Consider the following 23,962-nt stretch of genomic DNA (forward strand, 5'->3'; position numbering starts at 1 on the left):
AAGCATGAGATTAATCATCGATAGTATAGATGAAACAAATGAACTAGTAGATGAACAACTAAAAACAGTCGAGGATTTATTACAATTTGCAGCTGAAGTTGAAGTAGTAGCCCAGGATGCCGAGTTATCTGTGACTTACGTTACAAATGAACGTATACAAGAGGTAAATCGCGAATATCGAGATAAGGATCAACCTACAGATGTGATTTCCTTTGCTCTTGAGGAAATAGGTGAAGGTGAAATTGAAATTGTTGGATTAGAACAACCCCCAATATTAGGTGATATTATTATTTCTATTCCTCGCGCAAAGGAACAAGCGGTTGAATATGGTCATTCGTTCATGAGAGAACTAGGGTTCTTAGCAGTTCATGGCTTTCTACATTTATTAGGATATGACCATATGAATCAGGCAGATGAAAAAGAGATGTTTACTAAACAAAAGGATATTTTGGACCGCTATGGACTTAAAAGATCCTCAGATCTCTGAATGGAAGCGGTTTTATAGGAGTTTTAGCTTTGCGTGGAGTGGGATTATTCAAACATTTAAAACCGAAAGAAATTTTCAAATACATGTATTTATTTCTATCATTATCATAATAGTTGGTTATTTCCTCCATTTTACAAAATCCGAGTGGATTGTCATTTTGTTTTTAATTGGAGGAATGTTGGCCCTCGAATTAATGAATACGGCATTAGAACACGTTGTTGATCTAATCACAAGTGAGTTTAAGCCACTGGCAAAAGCAGCAAAGGATGCGGCAGCTGGAGCTGTTTTTGTTTATGCGATTCTTTCGGTTATAATAGGGATAATTATCCTTTCGAATCATATATCTTTTGAATTGTTCAAATGAACTACAAATTACTAAGTACTTGTAAGGATATAAAACACACTTTTTATTTTATTTTAATTGTATTTCGAAAATTCTTACAATTAAATTACAAAAGCGAAGAAGGCGTGAAATTTGTGTGAAAGTTAGGTAAAATAAAGAAGAGCAGATGGCTATTGGCCGTCTCAGAAAGGAAGAAATTAGTGAACATCGAGCTACTCATCAAAGAAGCGAAAGCAGCACGTGACATGGCGTATACTCCCTATTCTAAATTTAATGTGGGAGCCGCTTTGTTAACAAAAGATGGTATAATATATAAAGGCTGCAATATAGAAAATGCAGCATACAGCATGACGAATTGTGCTGAGCGTACAGCATTATTTAAAGCCTTTTCTGAGGGAGACAAAGAGTACGCTGCAATTGCAGTTGTTGCAGATACAAAACGACCAGTTCCACCATGTGGAGCATGCCGTCAAGTAATTGCGGAACTTTGTCCAAAGGATATGAAAGTAATCTTAACAAACCTCCAAGGTGATATAGAAGAATTAACAGTACAAGAATTACTACCAGGAGCTTTTTCAGCGGAGGATTTACATGAATAATAATCAATCATACAAATCAGGTTTTGTTTCAATTATTGGCAGACCAAATGTTGGTAAATCAACATTTATTAACCGAGTTATCGGTCAAAAAATCGCTATAATGAGTGATAAGCCCCAAACGACTAGAAATAAAATTCAAGGGGTTTATACGACGAACAATTCACAAACAATTTTTATAGATACACCAGGTATCCATAAGCCTAAACATAAGCTTGGGGATTTTATGATGAAAGTTGCTCAGAACACATTAAAAGAAGTCGATCTGATTCTTTTTATGATTAATGCCGAGGAAGGCTATGGTCGTGGCGATGAATTTATCATTGAACGATTAAACGAAACCAAAACACCCGTTTTCTTGATCATTAATAAAATTGACCAAATTCATCCTGACCAGCTTTTACCTTTAATCGAGCAATATAAGGAGTTATATCCTTTTAAAGAAATTATCCCAATCTCTGCTTTACAAGGAAATAATATTGATACATTATTGCAACAAATTGAAATGCTATTACCAGAAGGTCCACAATACTACCCAGAGGATCAAGTAACAGATCATCCAGAGCGTTTTATCATAACAGAATTGATTCGAGAAAAAGTCCTACACTTAACGAGGGAGGAAATTCCACACTCAGTTGCAGTTGTTATGGACACACTAGAAAGAAGAGAAAATAATCAAGCTATTTTTGTTGGAGCAACCATCATAGTTGAACGTGATTCCCAAAAAGGAATTGTAATTGGCAAACAAGGAAGCATGCTTAAGGAAGTAGGAAAAAGAGCAAGAGTTGATATCGAAGCCTTACTAGGATCAAAAGTATTTTTAGAGCTATGGGTTAAAGTACAAAAGGATTGGCGTAACAAAGCTTCACAATTAAGAGATTATGGTTTTAGAGATGATGAGTATTAATGAAATGCGGAATTCCATTGTAAGCCGAGGTCAAAGACGTTCAAGTTGCTGAATTGGGATTTATATCAGAATTTCTTTTTAAATGTCTCTGTAAAAGCTCACTGTTAATTTTGACACTTTGTTTATTGGAACGGATATGTGAGACTCCTCGGAAGGCTCCCGAACCGCCTGCGGAAAGCGAACGCCTGAAGCGGAAATTAACAACCAAGTTTAACAGCGCATTTTAAATAGAATTGAAGTATACAGTAAAAATATTAGCAAAAATTGTTTGACATGAATTGGAGAATAAAAGGTCAAGATAAATGTAAAGAAATTGGACATATTGCTTGCTAGTCTTAACAACTGAAAGGTGGGGTTTTTTATGTTGGATTTTACCTGGAAGGTCTTTTCGCAAACAGGTAGCATTGATACGTATCTTCTTTTTAAAGAATTAGAAAAGGAGAATGATGACGGACCCGATTCTCAAGATGATGAACTAGCTGAAATGGATTTTCCAATTTCCTGATCTTGCCTGAACCTTTGGAAGGTGAGGGAAATTTTGCTTCAAAAATGTGAAGGAATTGTGATTCGCTCAACGGATTACGGTGAAACAAACAAAATTATTACAATATATACTCGGGAACTCGGAAAAGTTGGGGTTATGGCAAGAGGTGCAAAGAAACCAAATAGTCGGCTCACGTCAATTACCCAACTTTTCACGTATGGAACATTTTTATTTCAGAAGACAAGCGGATTAGGAAGTCTTCAACAGGGTGAAACACTCCTTTCGCTAAGAGGTATTCGAGAAGATATCTTCCTAACTGCTTATGCTTCTTACATAGCAGAGCTATTAGATAAAAGCACAGAAAATCATGAACGAAATCCATTCTTATTTGAACTACTAAAACAGACACTCCAATATTTAGATGATGAAGTTGATCCTGATATATTGCTAAATATTTTCGAAATGAAAATGTTGACAGTTTTAGGTCTTCATCCACAGTTAGATGGATGTGCTTTATGTGGAAACAAAGATGGTACATTCCACTTTTCAATACGAGAAGGTGGTTTTTTGTGTCATAGATGTTTTGAGCAGGATCCATATCGTTTACCCATTTCACAAATAACTGTTAAATTATTACGGTTGTTTTATTATTTTGACTTAAGTCGTTTAGGGAATATATCAGTAAAGCCTGAAACAAAGAAGGAACTAAAGGATGTAATCCAAGCTTATTATCAAGAGTTTTCCGGCTTATCAATTAAATCGAAACGATTTCTTGATCAATTAGATTCTTTAAAAGGTAAGCTTTAAGGTGTACTGATGTTGACATTAGACTATTTTTCGATTAATATGCAAATATAATTTAACATTTTTGCGTTGAAGGAAAAGAGTACTTACGGGTTAAACCAATTTAAGCGACCTTAGGATGGTGAAAGCTAAGGATTGGTACGTAACGAAAGGCATTCTGGAGCAGCTTTTTAAAGTGGCTTACGTTAGCAAGTAGATTAGGTAAGCAATTAGGGTGGAACCGCGGGTATGCTCTCGTCCCTATGTCATTGATTTGGCATAGTGGCGGGAGCTTTTTGTATTTCAGCAAGCATATGAATGATATGCAAAGTATAGATGCTGATTTTACTAAGTTGTTTTCACAAGGCTCTTTCCAAATTTCTTCTAGACTAACTCTGTTTTATGAGAGTCAAGTGACAAAAATATATTGTCGCTGTGGATGATGTAAGTCTAATAACAATGAGATTAACGGAATTAGTCCTTATCAAATATGGAGGTGTAAGGTAACATGAATATTCAAGAAATGATTTTAACGCTGCAAAAGCATTGGTCAGATCAGGGCTGTATTTTAATGCAAGCGTATGATACTGAAAAAGGTGCAGGTACAATGAGTCCTTATACGTTTTTACGTAGTATTGGTCCAGAACCATGGAAGGTTGCATATGTTGAGCCTTCGAGACGACCTGCTGATGGACGATATGGTGAAAACCCTAATAGGCTTTATCAACATCACCAGTTCCAAGTCATTATGAAGCCATCACCTGATAATATTCAAGAGTTATATTTAGATTCGTTACGAGCTTTAGGTATTGATCCTTTAAAACATGACATCCGATTTGTTGAGGATAACTGGGAAAATCCTTCATTAGGCTGTGCTGGTTTAGGTTGGGAAGTATGGCTTGATGGAATGGAAATCACGCAATTTACGTATTTTCAACAAGTTGGTGGTTTAGAATGTAAACCAGTTTCAGCTGAGATTACATATGGAATTGAAAGGCTAGCTTCCTATGTTCAAGACAAGGAAAATGTTTTTGATCTTGAGTGGACAGATGGATACACAGTTCGTGATATTTTCTTAATGCCTGAATATGAGCATTCGAAGTATACGTTTGAAACATCAGATACAGAGATGTTGTTCCAATTGTTTTCAACTTATGAAAAAGAAGCGAATCGTCAAATGGATGATGGGCTTGTCCATCCTGCATATGATTATGTTTTAAAATGCTCTCATACGTTTAACTTACTAGACGCAAAAGGGGCTATATCTGTTACTGAGCGAACAGGTTACATAGGCCGTGTGCGTAATTTAGCACGGAAAGTGGCAAAAACCTTTTATGATGAAAGAGAAAAACTTGGTTTCCCAATGTTGAATAAGGAAGGAGGAGCACATGATGAATAAACAGGATCTATTAATTGAAATCGGATTAGAAGAAGTTCCTGCACATTATGTAACAGATGCAATGAATCAGTTTACTGAAAAGGTAACAAACTGGCTTGAGGATAAAAAACTTTCTTATGGAACTGTTAAGTCTTATTCAACACCACGAAGACTGGCTGTTTTAGTAAAAGAAGTATCTGATAAACAACCTGATATTGAGGAAGAAGCAAAAGGTCCTGCGAGAAAAATTGCGTTAGATGAGAATGGTGATTGGTCCAAAGCGGCAATTGGTTTTACAAAGGGTCAAGGTGCTTCTGTAGACGATATTTATTTTAAAGAAATCAATGGTATTGAATATGTACATGTGCAAAAATTTACAAAAGGTCAGGAAACGAAGTTACTTTTAGCAGATATAAGTCAAATCATCACAGGTTTAACCTTCCCTAAAAACATGCGATGGGGCAGCCAAGAGATGCGCTATATTAGACCGATAAAATGGATTGTTGCTTTATTTGGTAAAGATGTTATACCTTTTGAAATTGCAGGTGTAACAACGAACTCATACAGCTACGGACATCGGTTTTTAGGTAATAAGGTTGAGATTGTAGCACCATCATTATATGAAGCGACATTATTAGAACAATTTGTATTGGTTGATCCAGTAAAGCGTAAAGAAGCGATAAGCAATCAGCTTTCAGAACTAGAGAATGAACAAACTTGGGTGATTCCAGTTGATGAGGAATTACTTGAGGAAGTAAATAATCTCGTTGAATACCCAACAGCTTTGTTTGGTAAATTTGAAACGGAATATTTATCTTTACCGGACGAAGTATTGGTTACTACGATGAAAGAGCACCAACGTTACTTTCCGGTTAGAAATCGACAAGGTGAGCTTCAGCCATTTTTCGTAACAGTACGAAACGGTGACCATAACCATCTTGAAAATGTTGCTAGAGGGAATGAAAAAGTTCTTCGTGCAAGACTTTCTGATGCGAATTTCTTTTATAAAGAAGATCAAAAGCTAAAGATTGAAGATGCTGTACAAAAGTTAGATAAAATTGTATTCCATGAAGAATTAGGTACATTAGGTGATAAAGTTAAACGTGTTGTTGAACTCTCTTGCCTATTAGCAGATAAACTACATGTAAGTAATGAGGAAAAGCAAGATATTAAACGAGCTGCTTCCATTTGTAAATTTGATTTAGTAACACATATGGTCTACGAATTTCCTGAGTTACAAGGGAAAATTGGTGAAAAATATGCACGACTTAGTGGTGAGAAGGAATCCATTTCTGTTGCAATCAATGAACATTATATGCCTCGCCATGCAGAGGATGCTGCACCTGAATCAACGGTGGGAGGTGTTGTTGCACTAGCGGATAAATTGGATACCATTGTAGGGTTTTTCGCAATTGGGAAAATTCCAACCGGCTCACAAGACCCTTATGCATTAAGAAGACAAGCAAGCGGAATTGTGCAAATTCTTCTAACAAAGAAATGGAAGCTCGAACTACCAGAATTGTTCCAAATGGCGCTTGATTTATATGGTGATAAAGCTATAGCTGCTGCTGCACAAGAGTTATTATCATTTTTTAGACTTCGCTTAAAATATTTATTAGCAGAAGATCATATTCGCTATGATTTAGTTGATGCTGTCTTAGAATCCTCAGTTTTAGAAGTGACTTCTTTAGTTGAACGAGCAAAAGTTCTTGAGTCAAGATCAAGCCAGGAAGAATTTAAAGAAACGATTGAGGCGCTTGCACGCGTTATGAACATAGCGAAAAAAGGCACAGAACAAGATATAAATGAACAATTATTTGATAGTGAATATGAAAAATCTCTTTTCACTTCATTTGTACATGCAACAAATTCAATTAAATCATTACAAGCAGAAGGTAAAGAAGAAGAAATTTATAATGTTCTTGCAGGGTTAAAAGATGTTATAAACGACTACTTTGATCATACGATGGTAATGTCTGAGGACGAAAACATCAAAACAAATCGATTAGCTCAGATGGTTAAAATCGCACAGCTTATCGAATCATTTGCGAAAATGAATGTAATCCTTGTAAAGTAATAATCAGAACGTAAATCCAATAAGGTGGTTCAATTAAAGCGAGCACTAGAAAAAGAGATTGAATCTTAATTAGCCTAGTTTCATCCACGTTTTCTTAAAAAGGGTCTGACAATTATATCGTCAGCCCTTTTTATTTTTACCAATTTTATACTTGCCATTATATGATTGTATTCAAAATAGATAAAACAAATTACTTTTCAAAAAGATATTAAAGTATATAATAATTTTATATAGTATAACCTATTTAGTTAGGTAGCAATTTTTATAGATAAAAACTAGATGAAGCAGGGTGGTGAGTAAAATCGAGCTTAATAAACGACAAGAAAAAATTGTAGAAATTGTTAAGGCGAATGGTCCGATTACAGGGGAACAAATAGCTGACCAGCTTCATCTAACGAGAGCCACTCTACGACCAGACTTAGCTATTTTAACAATGGCAGGGTTTCTTGAAGCGAGACCAAGAGTTGGTTATTATTATACAGGCAAAACAGATATACAGCGCTTAACAGACGAGCTGAAAAAACTACAAGTAAAGGATTTTCAATCAATCCCAATTGTCGTAAGTGTAAATGTGTCAGTATATGACGCGATTTGTACAATGTTCTTAGAAGATGTTGGAACATTATTTGTAGTTGATGATCATTCTTATTTAGTTGGTGTACTCTCACGTAAAGATTTATTACGTACTAGCATAGGCAAACAGGAGCTTTCATCCATTCCTGTAAATATTATTATGACCAGGATGCCTAACATTACTGTATGTAGGCAGGATGATCTTATATTAGATGTTGCAAATGCTCTTATTGAAAAACAAATAGATGCTCTCCCAGTAGTTAAGGACAATGAGATGGGACTTGAAGTAATAGGCAGAATAACAAAGACAAACATGACAAAAATCTTGGTGGATTTTGCGAGTGATGACATTAGTTAAGTAAAAAGAAATGGGGATAAAAAAATGAGACACCGTATGATTTATGTAGTATCAGATTCTGTAGGTGAAACCGCTGAGCTTGTTGTAAAAGCCGCTGCAAGTCAATTTAATGGTGCATCGGCTAATACAAAAATTAAACGTATTCCATATGTAGAAGACAAAGGAACAATTCTTGAGGTTGTTTCTTTAGCGAAGGTAGATCAAGCCATTGTTTGCTTTACTCTCGTAATTCCAGAGCTAAGAGAGTTTTTAATTGAAGAGGCAAATAAACAAGGTGTCATATATTATGATATTATTGGTCCTTTAATTGATAAAATGGAAAACTCTTATGGAACCGCAGCAAAATATGAGCCAGGTAGAGTTCGTAAGCTTGACGAAGATTACTTCAAAAAAGTAGAAGCAATTGAGTTTGCAGTTAAATATGATGATGGTCGAGATCCGAGGGGAATATTGAAGGCAGATATCGTTTTAATTGGTGTGTCTAGAACATCGAAAACACCTCTCTCTCAATATCTTGCACATAAACGCTTCAAAGTTGCTAATGTTCCAATAGTTCCAGAGGTTGAACCACCTGAAGAGCTGTATAAGGTTTCTGCTCAAAAATGTATTGGTTTACGAATTAGTCCAGATAAACTCAATCACATTCGTAGAGAACGATTGAAATCATTGGGCCTTAATGATGAAGCTTTTTATGCTAACATTAACCGGATCAAAGAAGAATTAGAATACTTTGATAAAGTAGTTGATAAGATTGGCTGTCAGGTAGTTGATGTTTCCAATAAAGCGGTAGAGGAAACAGCAAACATTATAGCAAATTTTATGAATAAACATAATGGGTAGGGCGTTGTAAATGATTGGGGGTGACTTTAGGAGTGTTAAACACTTTGTTAATGTCAGCCTCTTCGCTTTTATGATGAGTTTGACTCGTATTTTGTTTTAGGACAGCATTTAGATTGTATATTAATTGAAGTGTAATCAATCGAACGGATTATTCATGCAAACTCCTTATGTTTCAATACATAAAAAAACAATAGATATTTAACTAACTTTGTATTATAATAAAAAATTGTGATAAAAATATTTTTTTTAGGTTTAGAACTTGACATATAGGAATAAACTATTAATTGTAAACTGTCAAGATTTAATGAAAAATAATTTTCGACAAAAGGAAATTGGGTTGGTTATCACGAATTTTAAGTTTCTAGCAAATTTTTAGAAGGATTCTGTCGGAGTGATGTAGAATAGAGAAATATGGCGAAAAAACAATGAAAATTTATGTCGATGCTGATGCTTGTCCTGTAAAACAAGAAATAATGAATATTGCAGGCAAATACAACATTGAAGTCATCTTCGTTGCATCCTATAATCATACATCAGACAAAACGTATGGTGGTAGATGGATCTTTGTTGATACCGGTAAGGAAGAGGCTGATTTATACATAGTCAACCATGTGCAAAAAAGTGATCTTGTCATTTCACAGGATATTGGGTTAGCCGGCCTTTTATTAAGGAAAGACGTTATTGTTGTTACTCCTAGGGGTAAACGATATACAGAAGCTAATATTGATACTGCCCTACAATTCCGATATTTATCAGCAATGGAAAGACGTGGTGGCAAGTATACAAAAGGCCCAAAAAAATTCACAGAAGAAGACACTTTGAATTTTATCACAACAATGGAAAAAATTTTGTCGAAAGATGCAGGAGATCTTAAATGAATCTCGAATATCTTTAACACGGGGTTGTTAGCATGGGAAATCGAATTCCCGAAGAATTAATTGAAAAAATACAACGAACTTCTGACATTGTTGATGTGGTAAGTGAATATGTTCAATTGAAGAAACAAGGTCGTAACTATTTTGGGTTATGTCCATTCCATGGAGAAAAGTCTCCTTCGTTCTCAGTTTCTGCTGATAAGCAAATTTTCCATTGCTTTGGATGTGGAGCAGGGGGAAACGTTTTTTCTTTTTTAATGCAGCATGAGGGTTATGCATTTATTGAAGCCGCACAACACCTTGCAGATAAGGCGAATATTGATATGCCGTCGCTCACTCCAGTAGATCAAGTGCAGCAATCTGTTTCTAAAGATGCAGAAAAAATGATTGAAGCTCATGAACTCTTAAAGAAATTTTACCATCATTTATTAGTAAACACAAAAGAGGGTCAGCAAGCTTTAGACTACTTATTAAATCGTGGCTTTACAAAAGAAATCATTGATACGTTTGAGATTGGGTATGCCCTTGATTCATGGGATTTCATTACAAAATTTCTAGTAAAAAGAGGTTTTGATGGATCTTTGATGGAGGAAGCGGGTTTATTAGTTAAGAAAAACAATTCAGACGAGTACTTTGACCGATTTCGTAATCGAATTATGTTTCCAATAGCAGACCACAATGGAATGACAATTGCTTTTTCTGGAAGGGTTCTTGGCGATGAAAAGCCCAAGTATTTAAATAGCCCTGAAACGAAGATTTTCAACAAAAGTAAATTGCTATATAATTTCCACCGTGCAAGAGTACATATTCGAAAAAACCAACAAGCTATTCTTTTTGAAGGATTTGCAGATGTTATTTCATCCACAAGATCTGGAGTCCAGAATGCTATTGCTACAATGGGTACTTCTCTTACTGATGAACAGGCGAAAATTATCCGTAGAAATGTATCTGAGATCATTATTTGTTATGATTCAGATTCTGCTGGCATTGAAGCGACCATTAGAGCATCGAAGATATTAAAAGATGCGGGTTGTAAAATAAAGGTTGCAATGATTCCAGATGGTTTAGACCCTGATGACTACATCCAAAAATTTGGATCAGATAAGTTCAAAAATGATGTAATAGGGGCCAGCGTATCTTTAATGACATTTAAAATGAGTTATTACCGTAGGGGAAAAAACCTTCAAAATGAAGGTGAAAGGCTACAGTATATTGAAAATGTTATTTTAGAACTAAGTAAGCTAGAAAGTGCAGTTGAAAAAGAGATCTACTTAAAACAAATTTCTAGAGACTTTGACCTTTCGATGGAGGTTCTAAAGGACCAACTTCACCAAAAGGAACAGCAAATAAAACCACAGAAAGCTTCGCCACAGAAAAGCTTAGACCAGCAACATCGTAAAAGAGCACCTATTCAATCGAAAAGGCTGCTACCAGCCTTTCATACTGCTGAACGAATGTTAATCGGACATATGCTAAGAAGCAAGGATTTTGCAGAAAAGGTTCTCGAACGACTTGGACTTCAATTTAATATTGAAGAGCATAAAGCAATTGTTACTTATTTATATGGATTTTATGAAGAAGGAAATGAAGAGAATGTAAGTTCTTTTCTTTCAAGGCTACCAAGTCCTGATTTACAACATATTGTATCCAACATTGCGATGATCACATTAAACACCGAAGTGAGTGAGCAAGAACTATCAGATTATATAAAACAGGTGTTGAATCATCAAAAAATGTTAATGATAAAAGAAAAAGAAGCTGAAAAAAATGAAGCTGAAAGAAACAAACAGTTCAAAGAAGCAGCTCAAATTGCGATGGAAATCATTCAATTAAATCAAGCGCTCAAATCATAGTAAGTAAGCTGAAGATTAAAGGGTAAGTGAGTTATAAATGATGTGTCATGCGTTTAAATCATGCACATTCCTATATTATAGGTAATACCGCTAAACAGTAATCCGATGGCTTATCTTAACATGTGATAAGTTTGGAAGGAGGGGATCCTATGGCTGATAAACAAACCCATGAGACGGAAGTAACCTTTGAACAGGTGAAAGATCAGTTAACTGAAATTGGGAAAAAACGTGGAGTTTTGACGTATGAAGAAATAGCAGAACGTATGTCCAACTTTGAAATTGAATCAGACCAAATGGATGAGTATTATGAATTTCTTGGTGAGCAAGGTGTCGAACTAATTGGTGAGGCTGGTGAGACTGAAGGTGACCCAAATGTTCAAGATCTTGCAAAAGAAGAAGAGTTCGATCTAAATGATTTAAGTGTTCCCCCTGGTGTGAAAATAAACGACCCAGTAAGAATGTATTTGAAGGAAATCGGGCGAGTTGATCTTTTATCTGCAAATGAAGAAATTGATCTCGCTAAACGTATCGAAGAAGGTGACGAGGAAGCAAAACGTAGACTTGCTGAAGCTAACCTTCGACTTGTTGTAAGTATTGCTAAACGTTACGTAGGTCGTGGAATGTTATTCCTTGATTTAATTCAAGAAGGTAATATGGGCTTAATGAAAGCTGTTGAAAAGTTTGATTACCGTAAAGGCTACAAATTCAGTACGTATGCTACTTGGTGGATTCGCCAGGCGATTACTCGTGCGATTGCAGACCAGGCTCGGACTATTCGTATCCCTGTTCATATGGTTGAAACAATTAACAAATTAATAAGAGTACAACGTCAATTACTTCAGGATTTAGGTAGAGAACCAACTCCAGAGGAGATTGGGGAAGATATGGAATTAACCCCAGATAAGGTAAGAGAAATCTTAAAGATTGCTCAGGAACCTGTATCACTGGAAACACCTATTGGTGAAGAGGATGATTCTCATCTAGGCGATTTTATTGAAGATCAAGACGCAACTTCACCATCTGAGCACGCTGCATATGAGTTATTAAAAGAGCAGTTAGAAGATGTATTGGATACATTAACAGATCGTGAAGAAAATGTGTTACGTCTTCGCTTTGGACTTGATGATGGCAGAACTAGAACACTTGAAGAGGTTGGTAAAGTCTTCGGTGTTACTCGAGAGCGTATCCGTCAAATTGAAGCAAAAGCTCTTCGTAAATTACGTCATCCAAGTCGTAGTAAACGTCTTAAGGACTTTCTAGAATAGATGAGGCGGACAACATTGTCCGTCTTTTTAAATGATCAGAAAGTTTAAGTTATATTGTACTAAGTTTTGGTGTCTTGCTCCAACACATCCTCTTACTTCTGAGGTACAGTCATGTGCTTAGATAAGACTATGGATGCTGACTAAGGAGCTTGCGCTATTCTTGGTAGGGCAGAGTAGACGTAAAAGGATGACCTAAATGAATAATAATAAAAAGAACATCATTATTAATGAAATTCACTATTGGAAGAACAATAAGCTCCTGCCTGAAACATATTGTGATTTTTTGTTAGCGCTTTATACTGAAGGTAATCAAAAGGATATAGAAATAACATCACAAAAGGAACAAAAAAGAAAAGCAATAACTGTCTATCAAGTTATTTTATACGGCTGGTTACTATTGTTGCTTCCAGCAATGCTCCTTGTCATTTATTTTACTGAATTGTCTTTCGATTTGCAAATAACCATAGTAGGTTTTTTTCTAGTATCTTCAATGTTTGTTACCGCTTACTTTATAAGAAAAAGAGCATTTTTTCAAGTGCCTTTAAGTATAACTTTTATTCAACTATTAATTGTCTCACTATCCATAATAGAGAAAATAACAAATGGTGATCGCTTGTGGATTGGTGGAACAGTTATTGTTAATTGCTTACTTTGGATCTTGATCGGGAGAAAGTATCGTGTGATATATCTTCTAATCAGTGGAAGTGTCGGTCTGGCTATATTTATATTGACTACTATGATCTTCTAATATTAATATAATGAATTGTCAATGGGTTTTTTGAAAGAAATAATTCTCTTTTTTATTTTTTGTCTAAAGTGTGAAAAACATGGAGATGTTATAAGATAGGTCTTTTACTTATTGTAAAATTACAGTAAAATAGAGGTTGTTTACAAAAAAATGTACTTATGAAATTTATCCCGCAGTAACGGGCAGTAAGAACCTAAATATAGTTAAGCGTAAAATATTAATGTGTTAACTGCCTGTAAAAGCTAGATAATTCAACTAACCATTAGAAGGCATTGTAGCCTAGCTAGTGGTGATTTACTTATTTACATAAGGGAGGTTACATGATGAATCGCAATCCACTTATTCCATTTTTATTAATCGCTGTTCTAGGAATCGGCCTTATGTTCCTTTTATCATTTAAAGGTATTGGCGATCATGAAGAATTAGCTAAAGGTGACGAAGAGCCAAAAACTGAGGATGTTGCAAACGCTACACCTGAAGAACTTTATACACAAAAGGGCTGTATTGGTTGTCATGGTGATAACTATCAAGGTGTTTCAGGACCGAGTCTAGTAGGTGTTGGGGAGAAATTATCTGTTGATGAAATCAAAACAACCCTAAAAGAGGGTAGAGGTGGCATGCCAGCTAATTTAGTTCCTGCAGAAAAACTGGATGAAATGGCTGAATGGGTTTCTCAAATCAAATAATAGTATAAGAAAGTCCTTTGCATATGTGAAGGACTTTTTTTATACTTTAACTAATAAGCGTTATAGGGAAAATGCACAAGAGAAAATAACAATACATGAAATAGTGGTGACAATATGAATGAAATGAAGCTATCAAAGAGGCTTGCGACAGTTGCTGGTTATATCCCAAAAGATGCAGTTTTTGCTGACATTGGTTCAGATCACGCGTATCTACCATGCTACTCTATTTTGCAGGGAATTGCGAAAGCTGCAATTGCCGGGGAAATTACCGACGGACCTTTTATATCCGCAAAGAAACAAGTAAAGAAATGCGAACTGTCAGACGTTATTTCTGTCAGGCAAGGAGACGGTTTATCCGTTATTGAAGAAGAAGACTCAATCGATTGTATAACAATTGCAGGAATGGGAGGAGGTCTAATTAAACGAATTTTGGAAGAAGGTAGTACAAAATTATCTGGAGTCAAGCGACTCGTTTTACAACCGAATATCCACGCGATTTACATAAGACAATGGATGATAGAAAATGGTTGGCAATTAATTGATGAAGATATCATTGATGAAGACAATAAAATATATGAGATTCTTGTAGCTGAAAAAGGAAACCCAATGCTCCCATATAAAACATATTCCTTAGAAGCAAACCTATTACTAGGGCCAATTTTAGCCAAAAAGAAATCAGATGTTTTTCAAAACAAGTGGACACAGGAATGCAATCATTGGCGAACGATTGTTAAACAGCTTGAACAAGCGGGACATACATATGAAAATAATGAAAAGTATAAAGAGCTTTCAAACCAAATTCGGCTTGTTGAGGAGGTATTACAAGCGTGAAAAAGAATCCAAATGGCTTTGAGGTCATTCAATTATTTGAACAGTTTTCACCAAAATCCTATGCAGTAGAAGGGGACAAGATTGGTCTACAAATAGGCAGTTTAAATAAAAAAATTCATCACGTCATGATAACCTTAGATGTTACAGAAGAGGTCATCGATGAAGCAGTTGAAAAGAAGATAGACTTAATTATTGCCCACCATCCACCGATTTTTCGCCCAATTAAAAAGCTTACAACAGATTCCACATACGGACGAATTTTGGAAAAATGCATTAAGCATGATATTGCTGTTTATGCCGCACATACAAACCTAGATATTGCAAATGGTGGTGTAAATGACTTGCTTGCAGCAGCGTTAGAGCTTACGAATCTAGATGTGTTAGTACCTACATACGAAGATACCATGAAAAAATTAGTCGTGTTCGTCCCATCTAGTCATGAAAAGGCTGTTAGAGAAGCTTTAGGTGATGCCGGTGCAGGGCATATCGGAAATTATAGTCATTGCTCATTTTCTTCGAGCGGAGAAGGAAGCTTTTTACCACTAGAAGAAGCTGATCCGTTTATTGGTAAAACGGGACAGCTTGAGTTAGTAAAGGAAACTAGGATTGAAACGATTTTCCCTGAGTCACTCCAAAAAAAGATTATCAATGCTATGATAAAAGCTCATCCATATGAAGAAGTAGCATATGATATTTTTCGATTAGAGAAACAAGGACCATCTTTAGGTTTAGGGAGAATCGGAAAACTGAAGGAAGAGCTAACTCTTCAAGAGTTTGCGGAACATGTAAAAAAATCGCTTAATGTTGAGCGAGTTAGAATGGTAGGAGACCCAAGCTCAAAGGTAAAAAAGGTTGCTGTATTAGGCGGAGATGGCAACAAATATATTCAGCAAGCTAAATATAAAGGTGCTGACGTATATGTAACAGGGGATTTGTATTTCCATGTAGCACATGATGCGTTGATGCTCGACTTAAATGTGATCGATCCAGGACACCATGTTGAGAAGGTTATGATTAAAGGTGTATCAACCATTTTGGGCGATATGTGTAAAGAAAGAAACTATGATGTGAATGTATTCGGTTCAACAGTTGATACAAATCCCTTTACGTTTGTTTAAACCTATAATAAAAAGCCCATTACCTATGTAATGGGCTTTTGTTATATTAGCCTTTAATTTTAACCTTAGGTAGAATCTTTGCTAATGGAACTTTATGGTCAAGATCCCATGTTGACTCATCCTCTGGATTAAATTGCTCAAGGAACTGAATGACTTTTTTTGTAATAGGTGTAGGAGTTGAAGCACCTGCTGTAACAGCTACTGTTTTTACATTTTTTAACCATTCAAGCTTAAGCTCACTTAAGTCTGAAATACGGTATGCAGTAGTACCTGCGATCTGTTCTGATACTTGAGCTAAACGATTTGAGTTATTGCTTTTTGGATCTCCAACAACAATTGTTAAATCCGCTTCTTTTGCTTGTTCAGCAACCGCTTCTTGACGAACCTGTGTAGCTAAGCAGATTTCGCGATGTACTTCAACATGTGGAAATTTTTCTTTTACCATTTCCATAATATCTGCAACATCCCATTGACTCATTGTTGTTTGATTTGTCACGATTATTTTTTCATTTTCAATCTTTAATTGGTTAACATCTTCGATTGTTTCGACAAGGTGAACAATATCGGGAGCAACACCAACTGCTCCTTCAGGTTCTGGATGACCCTTTTTCCCTATATATATGACATGAAAACCTTGGGCTTCTTTTTCCCTGATAAGATCATGTGTTTTAGTTACATCCGGACATGTAGCATCAAGAGTGACAAGTCCTTTTTCTTTTGCAATTCTTCTTACCTCAGGTGATACTCCGTGAGCCGTAAAAACAATCGTTCCATGATCAACTTGCTCAAGAATTTCTAATCGATTTTTCCCATCAAGTGTTATGATGCCATCCTCTTCAAATGCATCTGTTACATGTTTATTATGAACAATCATTCCTAAAATGTAGATTGGTCTTGGTAACGATTTATCTAGAGCAGCGTTTTTAGCAATAACCATTGCATCTACAACGCCATAACAATATCCACGTGGAGCGATTTTTATAACGTCCATTTCATTGCCTCCTTAAGAGATAAAAAAGGGTTTAGATTGAAAACTACTCGATCTTTGTCCCTTTCTTCTATTGAAAAAAAGCCGCAAAACGGCTCTTTACTCTCATAATCTCTTAATATTATATCGAACATAAGGGAAGATTACAAAGAGGAATATTAGATATACATTTTTGGTCTTGAGCCTCTTGGTGTTGATGGACGTTTTTTACTTTCTTTAGTTGTCACTGATTCTGTTTCTGTTTCTGTCTTGGTAGTAGTAGACTCATTTGTAGACGTCTTTCTTTTTGGTTTTTGATTGCTAGTTGTTGGTATTTCTTCAGAGGTCACTACTGTATTGGTTTCAGGAGCATCATCACTAGTATTGACTTCATCATCACTATCACTATTTTTTAATTCACGGTAGATTTTGATCATGGCTGGCAAGTTTTTCACCAAGGGACCATATTGCTGAACCATTGGGGTTACTTGCTGTGCCATTCCTAAAACCTTTTGAACATTTCCAAGCATGCTAGAAATATTTGCAGGGTTTGTTATTCCTTGAAGCGCTCCAGTAGCCCTTGAAGCACCTGTTGCTCCTTGGATAAACCCTTGTGGATTAATAGCAGTTGTACCTTGACTCCCTGGCATAATCTTAGATAATAATCCTTTTAACCCTCCGCCTCTTACAGGCATTTGTGGACCCATTTGTCCACCACCCATAAAAGGACCTTGTAAAGGCTGACGTCCCATTGGCATTTGGCCTTGCCCGGGAAAAAAACCTCTAGAATTCATAGGAGGCATCGGTCTTTGTGGAAACATATAAATCCTCCTTCCAAAATAAGTTGCCCTATCCTTAGACTATGCAAATGATTAGAGAATGGTTTCCGTATTATTAAAGAAGTATTATTTCACTAATGGAAGTTCACTTTCTGACAAACATTGAGTTATTTTGTGAATTTTGGTATAATGTAATGATGGACTGATAAAGAATACACCTTTAAGGGTGTGATAAAGCTTTATCTAAAAGGAGATGACACGGATGGAAAAAACAAAATTTGAGCGATTTTCATTAAAACCGTTTATTATAGAAGCATTATCGAATGAGTTGAAATTTTTTGAACCAACTGAAATTCAAGAGAGGCTAATACCTTCAATATTAAAAGGCGAAAGTGCAATCGGTCAATCCCAAACGGGTACAGGGAAAACACATGCTTATTTATTACCCTTATTAAACAAGATTGATACTGAACGTCAAGAAGTACAGGTTGTTATTACTGCACCGACTAGAGAACTAGCGACACAAATCTATAACGAGGTTGTTAAGGTCATTGCTTTTTCAAAGGAAGAAATCATAGCGAAATGTTATATTGGCGGGACTGACAAACAACGAACGATAGACAAGCTAAAAACTCAGCCACATATTGTTGTTGGAACACCAGGTAGAATTAACGATTTAGTGAAGGAACAAGCGTTAATTGTTAATAAAGTACGTACATTTGTCGTTGATGAAGCAGATTTAATGCTTGACATGGGTTTCATTAAAGAAGTTGATATGGTAGCTAGTCAAATGCCTGACAACTTACAAATTCTAGTGTTTTCTGCAACAATCCCAGAAAAGCTAAAACCATTTCTAAAAAAATATTTAGAAAATCCAAAGTTCACACATGTAGCACCTAAACAAGTTACTGCAGCAAAAATTGAGCATGTTCTAGTACCGACAAGACATCGTGACAAAATAAAATTGGTCCACGACATGTTAGTGAAATTTAATCCATTTTTGGCGATCGTTTTTACAAATACAAAAAAGAATGCTGATGAAGTTGCAAATGCTCTTATTGAGAAAGGCTTAAAGGTTGGCCGGATTCATGGAGACTTATCGCCTCGTGATCGTAAAAAAATGATGAAACAAATCAATGATCTTGACTTCCAATATGTTGTTGCAACTGATTTAGCTGCAAGAGGTATTGACATCAAAGGTGTTAGTCATGTCATTAACTATGAGATTCCAACAACAGAATTAGATTTTTATATTCATCGTGTTGGTAGAACAGCACGTGCGGGGAGTTCGGGGATTGCTGTTACACTTTTTGATTCATCTGATGAGGATGCATTAAACAAATTAGAGAAATTAGGTATTGAATTTGTTAATAAAGATTTTGTCGGTGGGGAATGGAAAGATTTAGATGATCGCCAACGTCGTCAAAAGCGAAAAAGAGTTGCAGATGAAGCGGATGTTTTAGCAAAAAGTATCGTCCAAAAACCTAAAAAGGTTAAACCAGGCTATAAAAAGAAAATGACTCGTGAAATGGACCAAATTAAAAAGAGAAAAAGAAGATTAGATAAAAAAAGCAGATAGGGGGAGAACTCATGCTTAAAATTGGATCACATGTCTCAATGAGTGGTAAAAAAATGCTGTTAGCTGCAAGTGAAGAAGCAGTTTCATACGGAGCAAATACATTCATGATTTACACAGGTGCACCTCAGAACACTAGACGTAAGAAAATTGAGGACTTAAATATTGAAGCTGGACAAGCCCATATGAAGGAAAATGGAATTGATGAAATCGTCGTTCATGCGCCTTATATTATTAATATTGGCAATTCAACAAATCCAGCTACATTTGCGTTAGGTGTTGATTTCCTCCGTTCAGAAATAGAGAGAACCCATGCTTTAGGTGCTAGACAAATTGTTCTTCATCCAGGGGCACATGTAGGAGCAGGTACAGAGGTTGGCATTAATAAGATTATTGAAGGCTTAAATGAGGTACTTGAACAAAATCAGGAAGTTCAAATCGCATTAGAAACAATGGCAGGAAAAGGTTCTGAATGTGGACGTTCTTTTGATGAATTGGCTAAGATCATTGATGGTGTTACACATAACCAGCATTTATCAATCTGTTTTGATACATGTCACACACATGATGCTGGTTACGATATCATAAATAACTTTGATGGAGTATTAGAGGAGTTTGATTCAATCATTGGTTTAGATCGTTTAAAGGTTTTGCACATTAATGATAGTAAGAATCCAAAGGGAGCTAGCAAAGACCGTCATGAAAATATTGGCTTCGGGCATATTGGTTTTGAAACGTTAAATAAGGTCATTCATCACCCGTCTTTAATAAATATCCCTAAAATACTTGAAACTCCATTTGTAGGTGAGGATAAAAAATACAAAAAACCTCCTTATAAATTTGAAATTAATATGTTCAAGGAACAGTCATTTGATGAAGGTCTATTAGATAAGATCATGAATCAATAAGATGATAAAAACATTTTGACATATACGTTTCATAGTGTTGTAAATATGTAATGCTAAAAAATTTTAACTAATCCGAAGAAAAGACAGATCAAAAGAAATTGATCCTGTCTTTTCTTCATTTATTCCATTCTAAGTACTTATTAATTAGTGAATTTTTGAAAAATTTGATTAACCTGTTGTGCAGTTTGTGGAGAGGTGATACTTGAAATTTTCTGTAATAATTGTTTTCTCTCGTTTTGATTAAAAATATTTATATTTTGACCATGCATGGCTTTTACAACCTCAACCGCTTGGGCTCGACCTATTGTAACATTAAATTGTTTTGCATACTGCATTAATTCCTCTACCGATATGTTGTTAAGCTTTTGGTTAATAATTTTTTGAAATAAGATCATTTCCATACCTCCTCTCAAACAATGTATGGAGGTTTATTTAAAATGTGCGATTTTTACGGTTGAATTTTCATCCTTTACATAGAGAATATATTTCTGTATAATTTATATGTTATAAACAATCGTGGATATTTACTAGATGTAAATCGGAACGATTCTTAATTTGAAAAGGATGAAGTCAATGAAGCAACCTATAATTGAAATAAATGATGTGAATTTCACATATGATCGGCAAAAAGTGTTAGAAGATATTAATATTACGATTGAACAAGGAAGTTTTGTTGGGCTTGTAGGTCCAAATGGATCAGGTAAAACAACCTTATTAAAATGCTTGTTAGGGTTACTAAAACCGCAGCAGGGAGAAATAAAGTTGTTTGGGCAAACGATACAAAAATTCAAGGATTGGCATAAAGTTGGCTTTGTTTCACAAAAAGCAAATAGCTTTAATACTGGTTTTCCTGCATCAGTTTTTGAAGTTGTTTCGAGCGGTTTAACATCCAAGTTAGGTTTATTCAAATTTATGAGTCCAAAAGACCGTAAGCATGTCGATGAAGCAATTGAAGCTGTAGGATTAGGCAAGTTTGCAAAAAGGAACATTGGAGAGCTTTCAGGGGGCCAGCAGCAACGTGCATTTATTGCTCGTGCAATTGTAAGTAATCCTAAGTTATTGATATTAGATGAGCCAACAGTAGGTGTCGATTCACAAACCGTTCATAACTTTTATGAAATGCTAACGCATTTGAATAGAGATTTGGGGATTACGTTAATTTTAGTTACGCATGATGTGGGAACAATCACAGATAAGGTAACACATGTGGCTTGTATTAATAAATATCTACATTTTCATGGTAACTCTAGAGAATTTGAATTATTAAAGGATGATGAGATGTCTGATTTTTATGGACACTCATTACATGTGTTGACACATGACCACTCCCATTAATGGAGGATATAAAAAATGGTAAGCAGTCTCTTTGAATATGAATTTTTACAAAATGCATTTTTATCAGGTATGTTAATTGGATTAATTGCACCGCTGTTAGGCGTGTTTGTAGTTGTAAGACGAATGTCTCTAATTGCTGATGCATTAAGTCATGTGACGTTAGCAGGAATTGCAGCAAGCTTGTTACTTGAGAAAAAGGTTGCTGCATTTGCTGGCTTAAACCCTATTTATTTAGGAATGGCTTTTTCTGTAACGGGATCTCTTTTCATTGAAAAGCTTCGTACAGTTTATAAGCATTACCAAGAACTTGCAATTCCAATCATCTTATCTAGTGGTGTAGGTATTAGTGTAATTTTTATTTCATTAGCTGATGGTTTTAATACAGATCTTTTTAGCTATTTATTCGGTAGTATTAGCGCAGTTAGCCGCACAGATTTATATGTAATAATAGCGATAACAGTCTTTGTTATTGGTACCATCTTTCTTCTTTATAAGGAACTATTCTTGTTATCATTTGATGAAGAACATGCAACAGCATCTGGTATCCATGCAAAATGGATTCACTTCATTTTTATATTAATTGTCGCATTGGTTATTGCTGGTTCAATGAGGATTGTTGGAATTTTACTTGTTTCCTCGTTAATGACATTACCAGTTGCAGCGAGTATTCGAATTGCAAAAGGCTTTAAACAAACCATTTTCTTTTCTGTACTATTTGGTGAACTTTCTGTTATTATTGGATTAATCCTAGCTTATTATTTAGATTTAGCACCAGGTGGAACAATCGTTATATTATCTGTATTTATTCTTATCTTAGCTATATTATGGACAAAATTAACAAAGGGGAAAGTTTCATGAATGTTCAAGAAGCTCTCGACTTATTAAAAGAAAAAGGCTACAAATACACAAGTAAAAGAGAAGAAATGCTCCAGCTTTTTGCTGATTACGATAAATACTTAACTGCAAAAGATGTATTAGAGTCATTAAAGGATGATTATCCAGGTTTAAGCTTTGATACGATTTATAGAAATTTATCATTGTTTGCTGATTTGGGAATTTTTGAAATGACTGAGTTATCTGGTGAAAAGCATTTCAGATTTACTTGTGATACAAAGCACCATCATCATCATTTTATTTGTTTACAATGTGGGAAAACAAAAGAAATACCTGGGTGTCCAATGGGGAACCTAGAAGAAAACTTAGCCGGATATGATATTAGTGGCCATAAGTTTGAAATATATGGGACATGTCCACAATGCAATTAAAAAAGGGCTCTGACAACTGATGTCAGAGCCCTATATTTAGGTTTAGGAATTTTATAATTCTTTTCCTGTGGTTAAGCGTTTTGACGTCCAGCTCCAGCGCCTAGTGAACTTCACACCCCTTATACGCTAAGTCAACATCGAATCGCATACGTTCTTCGTGTTTCCTTTATCTCATACGGAGTGCTCTTGTTTCTCGTCGCTGTTCAAGGCACTTGTGTGCTTTTGGTCCTTATAAAACTTTCACATCATACCATTGATTTACCCAGTCTTTAGCTTCTAGCCAATGATCCACACGGACAACTCCGCTTGGTACGGGATCTTGGTTATAAGGAGTATTAAAAAGTATAACTGGGATTTGATGCTCTTCACTAATCATACAAGCATTATCGTGCTTGTCCTCAAAAAAGATTGAAATTTCATTGTTTTTCACAGCTTCAAGCTTATCATGACTACCAATTAATTCAATATGATGATAGAAAAGCTCGTTTTCTTTAAACCAATCGTAGGTTATATCGAGTAAATGCTTTCTTCTTGCACTAATAAATAAAAGCTGATGCTGCTCCTTCCAATTATCTAAAACGGCTTTAGCATGTAAGGCAAGAGGTGCTTCTTTATAAATAATTGGTTCGAACTCATCCATCCATTTCCAAAATTCTACCTCGGTTATATTTAATACCTTTGTTAAATCATATTGCTTTAAATCATTATATGTTAGGGTTTTATTAAATGATTTATTTAGATAAGGTACAAACGTCTTAGGGTCTGTAATTGTACCATCAATATCAATTCCTAGTCGTAACATGATATGCTCTCTCCTTCGTTGCTTCCTATTAGTAGTGTACCATAATCAATTTTCAAACGAACAGAAAAGATTTACAGTTATAGTTCGTCATCGTTAGCTCATACTATAAATGCTCCTTTATATATGAA

At 35.4% G+C, this 23,962-nt stretch carries 25 protein-coding genes, 1 pseudogene and 1 other annotated feature; of the genes and pseudogenes, 22 read left to right on the forward strand and 4 right to left on the reverse strand.

Annotated features, from left to right (window positions below):
- Positions 1-91 precede the first annotated feature (91 nt).
- The 17 genes and pseudogenes from ybeY to I7822_RS11490 form a co-directional block, all read left to right on the forward strand.
- A pseudogene (gene ybeY, locus I7822_RS29910) lies at positions 92-487 on the forward strand (rRNA maturation RNase YbeY); the annotation flags it as partial.
- A complete protein-coding gene (locus tag I7822_RS11415) occupies positions 459-851 on the forward strand; it encodes a diacylglycerol kinase family protein (protein WP_207978173.1) in 393 nt (130 codons plus the stop codon). The pseudogene ybeY and the gene I7822_RS11415, both read left to right, overlap by 29 nt.
- Before the next feature lie 224 nt (positions 852-1,075).
- Positions 1,076-1,429: a cytidine deaminase gene (locus I7822_RS11420; protein WP_243459430.1), complete on the forward strand. Its 354-nt coding sequence runs from the start codon at positions 1,076-1,078 to the stop codon at positions 1,427-1,429.
- The gene (gene era / locus I7822_RS11425) at positions 1,422-2,333 is read left to right on the forward strand and encodes a GTPase Era (RefSeq protein ID WP_066334715.1); all 912 of its coding nucleotides are present in this window, start codon (positions 1,422-1,424) and stop codon (positions 2,331-2,333) included. Before I7822_RS11420 ends, era begins: the two co-directional genes overlap by 8 nt.
- 361 nt (positions 2,334-2,694) lie before the next feature.
- Complete coding sequence (locus I7822_RS11430) at positions 2,695-2,838, forward strand: YqzL family protein (RefSeq protein ID WP_066334717.1); 144 nt, start codon at positions 2,695-2,697, stop codon at positions 2,836-2,838.
- A gap of 33 nt (positions 2,839-2,871) precedes the next feature.
- Complete coding sequence (recO, locus tag I7822_RS11435; protein WP_207978177.1) at positions 2,872-3,624, forward strand: DNA repair protein RecO; 753 nt, start codon at positions 2,872-2,874, stop codon at positions 3,622-3,624.
- A 57-nt stretch (positions 3,625-3,681) separates the two neighbouring features.
- Positions 3,682-3,866: a binding site (T-box leader), on the forward strand.
- A 242-nt stretch (positions 3,867-4,108) separates the two neighbouring features.
- Positions 4,109-4,999 carry a glycine--tRNA ligase subunit alpha gene (gene glyQ, locus I7822_RS11440; RefSeq protein ID WP_207978178.1) on the forward strand — a complete coding sequence of 297 codons (891 nt, stop codon included), beginning with the start codon at positions 4,109-4,111 and terminating at the stop codon, positions 4,997-4,999.
- Entirely contained in the window at positions 4,992-7,055 is a 2,064-nt protein-coding gene (gene glyS, locus I7822_RS11445; protein ID WP_207978455.1) for a glycine--tRNA ligase subunit beta, read from the forward strand. The genes glyQ and glyS overlap by 8 nt, the downstream gene beginning before the upstream one ends.
- Before the next feature lie 292 nt (positions 7,056-7,347).
- Positions 7,348-7,986 (forward strand): transcriptional regulator CcpN, encoded by a 639-nt coding sequence (gene ccpN / locus I7822_RS11450; RefSeq protein WP_207978180.1) that lies wholly within the window; start codon positions 7,348-7,350, stop codon positions 7,984-7,986.
- 24 nt (positions 7,987-8,010) lie between these two features.
- Complete coding sequence (locus I7822_RS11455) at positions 8,011-8,826, forward strand: pyruvate, water dikinase regulatory protein (protein WP_066334734.1); 816 nt, start codon at positions 8,011-8,013, stop codon at positions 8,824-8,826.
- Between the two features lie 425 nt (positions 8,827-9,251).
- Positions 9,252-9,704: a YaiI/YqxD family protein gene (locus tag I7822_RS11460; RefSeq protein ID WP_207978182.1), complete on the forward strand. Its 453-nt coding sequence runs from the start codon at positions 9,252-9,254 to the stop codon at positions 9,702-9,704.
- Positions 9,705-9,736: 32 nt separating this feature from the next.
- Complete coding sequence (gene dnaG, locus I7822_RS11465; protein WP_207978184.1) at positions 9,737-11,554, forward strand: DNA primase; 1,818 nt, start codon at positions 9,737-9,739, stop codon at positions 11,552-11,554.
- A gap of 149 nt (positions 11,555-11,703) precedes the next feature.
- The gene (rpoD, locus tag I7822_RS11470; protein WP_066334743.1) at positions 11,704-12,819 is read left to right on the forward strand and encodes an RNA polymerase sigma factor RpoD; all 1,116 of its coding nucleotides are present in this window, start codon (positions 11,704-11,706) and stop codon (positions 12,817-12,819) included.
- Positions 12,820-13,015: 196 nt separating this feature from the next.
- On the forward strand, positions 13,016-13,567 hold the full coding sequence (locus tag I7822_RS11475; RefSeq protein WP_207978186.1) for a hypothetical protein: 552 nt from the start codon (positions 13,016-13,018) through the stop codon (positions 13,565-13,567).
- Between the two features lie 323 nt (positions 13,568-13,890).
- Positions 13,891-14,253 (forward strand): cytochrome c550, encoded by a 363-nt coding sequence (gene cccA, locus I7822_RS11480; protein ID WP_066334747.1) that lies wholly within the window; start codon positions 13,891-13,893, stop codon positions 14,251-14,253.
- A gap of 114 nt (positions 14,254-14,367) precedes the next feature.
- Positions 14,368-15,084, forward strand: coding sequence for a tRNA (adenine(22)-N(1))-methyltransferase (locus I7822_RS11485; protein ID WP_207978188.1), 717 nt, complete (start codon positions 14,368-14,370; stop codon positions 15,082-15,084).
- Positions 15,081-16,202 carry a Nif3-like dinuclear metal center hexameric protein gene (locus I7822_RS11490; protein ID WP_207978194.1) on the forward strand — a complete coding sequence of 374 codons (1,122 nt, stop codon included), beginning with the start codon at positions 15,081-15,083 and terminating at the stop codon, positions 16,200-16,202. Before I7822_RS11485 ends, I7822_RS11490 begins: the two co-directional genes overlap by 4 nt.
- A 46-nt stretch (positions 16,203-16,248) precedes the next feature.
- Here I7822_RS11490 and I7822_RS11495 read toward each other — a convergent pair whose 3' ends face one another.
- On the reverse strand, positions 16,249-17,193 hold the full coding sequence (locus tag I7822_RS11495) for a 4-hydroxy-3-methylbut-2-enyl diphosphate reductase (protein WP_207978196.1): 945 nt from the start codon (positions 17,191-17,193) through the stop codon (positions 16,249-16,251).
- 155 nt (positions 17,194-17,348) lie between these two features.
- Positions 17,349-17,990 carry a VrrA/YqfQ family protein gene (gene vrrA / locus I7822_RS11500; protein WP_207978198.1) on the reverse strand — a complete coding sequence of 214 codons (642 nt, stop codon included), beginning with the start codon at positions 17,988-17,990 and terminating at the stop codon, positions 17,349-17,351.
- A 220-nt stretch (positions 17,991-18,210) separates the two neighbouring features.
- Between vrrA and I7822_RS11505 the strand changes: the two genes are divergently transcribed.
- Both I7822_RS11505 and I7822_RS11510 read left to right on the forward strand, forming a co-directional pair.
- Entirely contained in the window at positions 18,211-19,527 is a 1,317-nt protein-coding gene (locus I7822_RS11505) for a DEAD/DEAH box helicase (protein ID WP_207978199.1), read from the forward strand.
- An 11-nt stretch (positions 19,528-19,538) separates the two neighbouring features.
- Entirely contained in the window at positions 19,539-20,432 is an 894-nt protein-coding gene (locus tag I7822_RS11510) for a deoxyribonuclease IV (RefSeq protein WP_207978201.1), read from the forward strand.
- A gap of 140 nt (positions 20,433-20,572) precedes the next feature.
- On the opposite strand, the gene I7822_RS11515 is transcribed toward I7822_RS11510, so the two are convergent.
- Positions 20,573-20,827 (reverse strand): DUF2624 domain-containing protein, encoded by a 255-nt coding sequence (locus I7822_RS11515; RefSeq protein ID WP_066334767.1) that lies wholly within the window; start codon positions 20,825-20,827, stop codon positions 20,573-20,575.
- A gap of 178 nt (positions 20,828-21,005) precedes the next feature.
- Here I7822_RS11515 and I7822_RS11520 point away from each other — a divergent pair, with 178 nt between their 5' ends.
- Genes I7822_RS11520 through zur form a run of 3 tightly spaced genes read left to right on the forward strand, consistent with a single transcriptional unit; the run spans position 21,006 to position 23,032 of the window.
- On the forward strand, positions 21,006-21,767 hold the full coding sequence (locus I7822_RS11520) for a metal ABC transporter ATP-binding protein (RefSeq protein WP_207978203.1): 762 nt from the start codon (positions 21,006-21,008) through the stop codon (positions 21,765-21,767).
- A gap of 15 nt (positions 21,768-21,782) precedes the next feature.
- Positions 21,783-22,625: a metal ABC transporter permease gene (locus tag I7822_RS11525; protein WP_207978205.1), complete on the forward strand. Its 843-nt coding sequence runs from the start codon at positions 21,783-21,785 to the stop codon at positions 22,623-22,625.
- Positions 22,622-23,032 carry a zinc uptake transcriptional repressor Zur gene (gene zur / locus I7822_RS11530; protein WP_207978207.1) on the forward strand — a complete coding sequence of 137 codons (411 nt, stop codon included), beginning with the start codon at positions 22,622-22,624 and terminating at the stop codon, positions 23,030-23,032. The genes I7822_RS11525 and zur overlap by 4 nt, the downstream gene beginning before the upstream one ends.
- A 229-nt stretch (positions 23,033-23,261) precedes the next feature.
- On the opposite strand, the gene I7822_RS11535 is transcribed toward zur, so the two are convergent.
- Entirely contained in the window at positions 23,262-23,834 is a 573-nt protein-coding gene (locus tag I7822_RS11535) for a hypothetical protein (RefSeq protein ID WP_207978208.1), read from the reverse strand.
- Between the last annotated feature and the right edge of the window lie 128 nt (positions 23,835-23,962).

The organism is Metabacillus bambusae (genome assembly GCF_017497975.1).
In the GTDB taxonomy this organism is placed as follows: domain Bacteria; phylum Bacillota; class Bacilli; order Bacillales; family Bacillaceae; genus Metabacillus; species Metabacillus bambusae.